The organism is Streptomyces sp. NPDC059900 (assembly GCF_050270335.1).
Classification (GTDB): Bacteria; Actinomycetota; Actinomycetes; order Streptomycetales; family Streptomycetaceae; genus Streptomyces.
Genome location: NZ_JBNNJZ010000583.1, coordinates 1 through 4,875, shown reverse-complemented (window position 1 = coordinate 4,875; position 4,875 = coordinate 1). Strand labels below are relative to the sequence as shown.

Annotated in this window: 3 protein-coding genes; 2 read left to right on the top strand and 1 reads right to left on the bottom strand. The window is 72.9% G+C overall.

The features are described 5' to 3' along the window. The first annotated feature begins 392 nt into the window (after positions 1–392). Positions 393–737, top strand: coding sequence for a MerR family transcriptional regulator (locus ACQKIP_RS39640; protein WP_365862373.1), 345 nt, complete (start codon positions 393–395; stop codon positions 735–737). A 15-nt stretch (positions 738–752) separates the two neighbouring features. On the opposite strand, the gene ACQKIP_RS39635 is transcribed toward ACQKIP_RS39640, so the two are convergent. Next, the gene (locus ACQKIP_RS39635; protein ID WP_427745272.1) at positions 753–1,334 is read right to left on the bottom strand and encodes a PAS domain-containing protein; all 582 of its coding nucleotides are present in this window, start codon (positions 1,332–1,334) and stop codon (positions 753–755) included. Between the two features lie 194 nt (positions 1,335–1,528). On the opposite strand from ACQKIP_RS39635, the gene ACQKIP_RS39630 reads away from it, so the two are divergent. After that, on the top strand, positions 1,529–4,759 hold the full coding sequence (locus ACQKIP_RS39630; protein ID WP_365862369.1) for a bifunctional cytochrome P450/NADPH--P450 reductase: 3,231 nt from the start codon (positions 1,529–1,531) through the stop codon (positions 4,757–4,759). Positions 4,760–4,875 lie beyond the last annotated feature (116 nt).

Here is a 4,875-nt window from a genome sequence, read left to right as displayed (position 1 = left end):
CGGCAGGGCCCTTACTGCGTCTGCTCCATGCGCACCTCTGTGCGGACGTCGAGCACCAGCGCATAAAATCTATGCCCGACACGGTAGACTTTGAGCGATCGCATGATTAGGGTTTCTCCCGTAGCTGTAGACCAAGCGGGAGAAACGGAGGAGCAGACGCCATCAGGATCGCCCGGCCCAGAGCGTTTCGGCCGGGTGCCGCAAGACCCCGGATTGGAAGGTGGTCCTCGGTCACGCATCAGCGATCCCCGCTTCCCGCCCTGTTCTCGGGCCGGACGGCGGAAACAATAGGTCGGCGCTTCGACAAGGCCGGCAGATGGTGTTGAATTTCCTTCGGGGCCCTGGTGCCGTACGGCACCAGGGCCCCTCGACGCGTGGCAGAACGAGGTGACATGACTGCGGATACACCGCTCAGTGGTCGTCTGGACGACGACGACTATCCCGCCTACACCATGGGGCGGGCCGCCGAGATGCTCGGCACCACACCAGGCTTCCTGCGGGCCATCGGCGAGGCCCGCCTCATCACGCCCCTCCGCTCGGAGGGCGGGCACCGGCGGTACTCCCGCTACCAGCTGCGGATCGCCGCGCGCGCCCGCGAACTGGTCGACCAGGGCACGCCGGTCGAAGCGGCCTGCCGCATCGTCATCCTCGAGGACCAGCTCCAAGAAGCGCAGCGCATAAATGCCGAGTACCGCAGGGCCGCGGCCGCCGCCGCGCCGGGCGACACCCCGGACTGATCCGGCGGGCCCGTCTCAGGCAGCCGGAGGCCACACCCCCGGAGTCAGCACCCCCAGCACATAGGCACGCGCCACCAGTTCCGTCCGGTTCGCCGCTCCCCAGCGCTCCGTGAGACGGCGCAGGTGGTAGGTGACGCCGTCCGGGGTCAGGCCCGTCTCGCGGGCCGCCCCGGCCGTACTGGCACCGCCGGCGAGGAGCGCCAGGATGCGGGCCTCGGCCGGGGAGGCGGCCGAGGCGGGCGTCTCGGCGGGAGCGGGGTCCTCGCCCAGGACGCGCAGCAGCACGAGGAGCCCCGGCACCTCGTCGACCGTGTCGCTCACCGGCTCCGCCGTCAGCTCCCCGTGGCGCCGCACCCCGTCGGGGGCCTGCCAGTGCACGGCGACCGGATAGCGCGAGCGGTGCCGCAGCCGCAGCGCCTCGGCGATCCGCAGCACCTGTGTCTTCTCCTGGGGGCGGAACAGCTCCAGTACGTTGCGGCCCCGCAGGCTGCCGGAGGTCTCACCCCACTCCGCCGTCATCGCCGGGTTGGCCAGGATGATCGCCCCGCTCGCGTCGCACACCGCCACGGGCATCGGGATGCGGTTGAAGAGGAGCATGGCGCGGTTGCGCCACAGCACGGGGTCGGGGTCCGCGGAGTCCACGGGGCGACTCCTTCCAGCCAGGGGCAGTCAAGAGCAGGGCACGGTTCGTCACTACACAATCATGTAGCGGGACGGCGCAATCCCCCGGGGAGCGGCGACGAAGGTTGGGGAGCAGTGACTTCCGTACGGCGAAAGGCAGTTGTCACGCCATGCCCCCCACCACCACCGCACCGCTCCCCGGGGACACCGGATCCGACCTCGACGGTGTGCCTCTGATCGACATCTCCGCCACCGGCCCCGGGCCCGCGCCGCTCCAGCAGGCCATGGAGCTGATCCGCCGGCACGGGCCCGTGCTGCGCAGGCGACTGCACGGCCGCGACGCGCTGTTCGTGAGCGATCTCGATCTCGTGACCGAACTCGCCGACGAGAGCCGCTTCGCCAAGCATGTGGGACCCGCCCTGCAGAACGTGCGGGAGTTCACCGCCGACGGACTGTTCACCGCGTACAACGACGAGCCCAACTGGGCCCGCGCGCACGACATCCTGATGCCCGCGTTCGCGCTCGGTTCGATGCGTACGTACCACCCGGTGATGCTGCGCGTCGCCCACCGGCTGATCGAGTCGTGGGACCGCGGCGCGCGGTACGGGCACCCCGTGGACGTACCGGGCGACATGACCCGGATGACCCTGGACACGATCGGACTCGCCGGGTTCGGCTACGACTTCGGTTCGTTCGAGCGGGCCGAGCCGCATCCCTTCATCGAGTCCATGGTGCGCTGCCTGGAGTGGAGCATGACGCGCCTGAGCCGTACGCCGGGCAGCGACCACTCGGCGGCCGACGCGGGCTTCCGGGCCGATGCCGGCTATCTGGCGCAGGTGGTCGACGAGGTCATCTCGGCACGAGCCGACGGCACACCCGGTGCCGGACCGGCCGAGGATCTGCTGGGCCTCATGCTCAGCGCCTCGCATCCGGGCGACGGCTCGAAGCTGGACACCGCCAACATCCGCAACCAGGTGATCACCTTCCTGATCGCGGGGCACGAGACGACCTCCGGCGCGATGTCGTTCGCGCTGTACTACCTCGCCAAGCATCCCGCCGTCCTCGACCTGGTGCGCCGCGAGGTCGACGCCCTGTGGGGGGACACGCCCGATCCCGAGCCGACCTTCGACGACGTCGGGCGGCTCACGTACACCCGGCAGGTGCTCAACGAGGCGCTGCGGCTGTGGCCGACGGCCGCCGCGTTCGGCCGCCACGCCCGTGAGGACACGCTCCTGGGCGGGCGCATCCCGCTGCGTGCCGGGCAGGGCGTCACCGTGCTCACGCCGATGCTGCACCGGCAGCCGGTATGGGGCGACAACCCGGAGCTGTTCGATCCGGCGCGCTTCACCGCCGAGGCGGAGGCCGCCCGCTCCCCGCACGCGTTCAAGCCGTTCGGCACGGGTGAACGGGCTTGTATCGGCAGGCAGTTCGCGCTGCACGAGGCGACGATGCTGCTCGGGATGCTGGTGCACCGCTACCGGCTGCACGACCACGCCGGCTACCGGCTCACGGTCAAGGAGACACTCACCCTCAAGCCCGACGGCTTCACGCTCACGCTGACGCCGCGCACCGCCGCCGACCGCGTGCACGGACAACTGCCGGGCACAGCAACCCAGTCGGCAGCAGCGACACCCGAAGCCACCGGGCTACCCGCGCGTGTCACGCCCGGCACCCGCGCGCTGTTCCTGCACGGCAGCAACTACGGGACCTGCCGGGAGTTCGCCGCCCAACTCGCCGACGAGGCAGCTGCGGTGGGCTGCGAGACCGAGGTCGCGGCCCTCGACGCGTACGCCGGTGCGCTGCCCGCCGACCGCCCGGTCGTCATCACCGCCGCCTCGTACAACGGCCGCCCCACCGATGACGCCGGCGTGTTCGCCTCCTGGCTTGACGGTGCCCCGGCGGCCGGCGCCGAGCATGTCACGTACGCGGTCCTCGGCGTGGGCGACCGCAACTGGGCCGCCACCTACCAGCACGTCCCGACGCGCTTCGACGAGCGGCTCGCGGAGCTGGGCGGCGACCGGCTCCTGGAGCGCGCGGCGGCCGACGCGTCGGGCGATCTCGGCGGCACGGTACGGGAGTTCACCGCGCGGCTGCGTACGGCTCTCCTGGAGCGGTACGGCGACCCCGACGCGCAGGAGACCCCGGCCGCCGCCGCTCCCCCGGACGCGTACGAGGTCCGTGAGCTGACCGGCGGCCCGCTGGACGCACTCGCCGCGCGGCACGGACTCGCCTCGATGACGGTCAGCGAGGCCCGCGACCTGACCGCGCCCGGCTACCCCCGCAGGAAGCGATTCGTTCGCCTCGCCCTGCCCGACGGCGTCACCTATCACACCGGCGACCATCTCAGCGTGCTGCCCGTCAACGACCCGGCGCTGGTCGACCGCGCCGCCGCGGCGCTCGGGGTCGACCTGGAGGCGGTCCTCGACATCCGCGCGAGCCGCCCCCGGCGGGACGGCCTCGCGGTGGACCGGCCCCTGACGGTGCGCCGGCTCCTGTCCCGTCACGTGGAGTTGCAGGACCGGCCCACCGCGGATCAGCTGGCCGTGCTCGCCGCCGCCAACCCCTGCCCGCCCGAGCGTGCCGTTCTCGGCGCCCTGGCCGAGGACGAGGCCGCCCGCGCGGCCGACGGGCGCACGCTGCTCGAACTGGTCGAGGCCTGTCCGGCACTGCGCGGGGCCCTGGCCTGGCCGCGCCTGCTCGACGTGCTCACGCCGCTGCGGCCCCGCCACTACTCGGTGTCGTCCTCGCCTGCGGTGCACCCCGGGCACGCCGACCTGATGGTGTCCCTCCTGGAGGCCCCGGCGCGCTCGGGCAGCGGGGCGCTGTACCGCGGCACGGGCTCCGGCCACCTGGGCGGGCTGCGTCCGGGTGACACCGTCCTGGCCAGGGTCCAGCCGTGCCGCGAGGCCTTCCGCATCGACCACGCCGACGCGACGCCCGTCATCATGATCGCCGCGGGTACGGGCCTTGCGCCCTTCCGCGGCACGATCGCGGACCGTGCGGAGCTGGCGGCCCGGGGAGTCCGACTGGCGCCCGCTGTCTGCTACTTCGGGTGCGATGCCCCGGACGCCGACTTCCTGCACGCCGATGAGCTGCGCGCGGCGGAGGCCGCCGGCGCGGTCTCGCTGCGCCCCGCCTTCAGTGCGTCGCCCGTCGACGGGGCGGCCTTCGTGCAGCACCGCATCGCGGCGGAGGCCGACGAGGTGTGGGACCTGCTGGCCGCCGGAGCCCGGGTGTACGTGTGCGGCGACGGCTCGCGCATGGCGCCGGGCGTACGCGACGCCCTGCGCACGCTGCACCGGGACCGCACGCCGGGCGCCACGGCGGCGGACTCCGGGGAGTGGCTGAACGAGCTGACCGCGCAGGGGCGTTACGTCGAGGACGTGTACACGGCCGGTTAGGCGCCCCGCACCGCTCGCACCGCCCGGCCCCGGCCCCGCGCCGCTCGCACGCCACGCCAAGTACGCCGTGCGAGCGGCGACCGGGTCGGAAGCCCGCAGCCCAACAACTGGCCCCG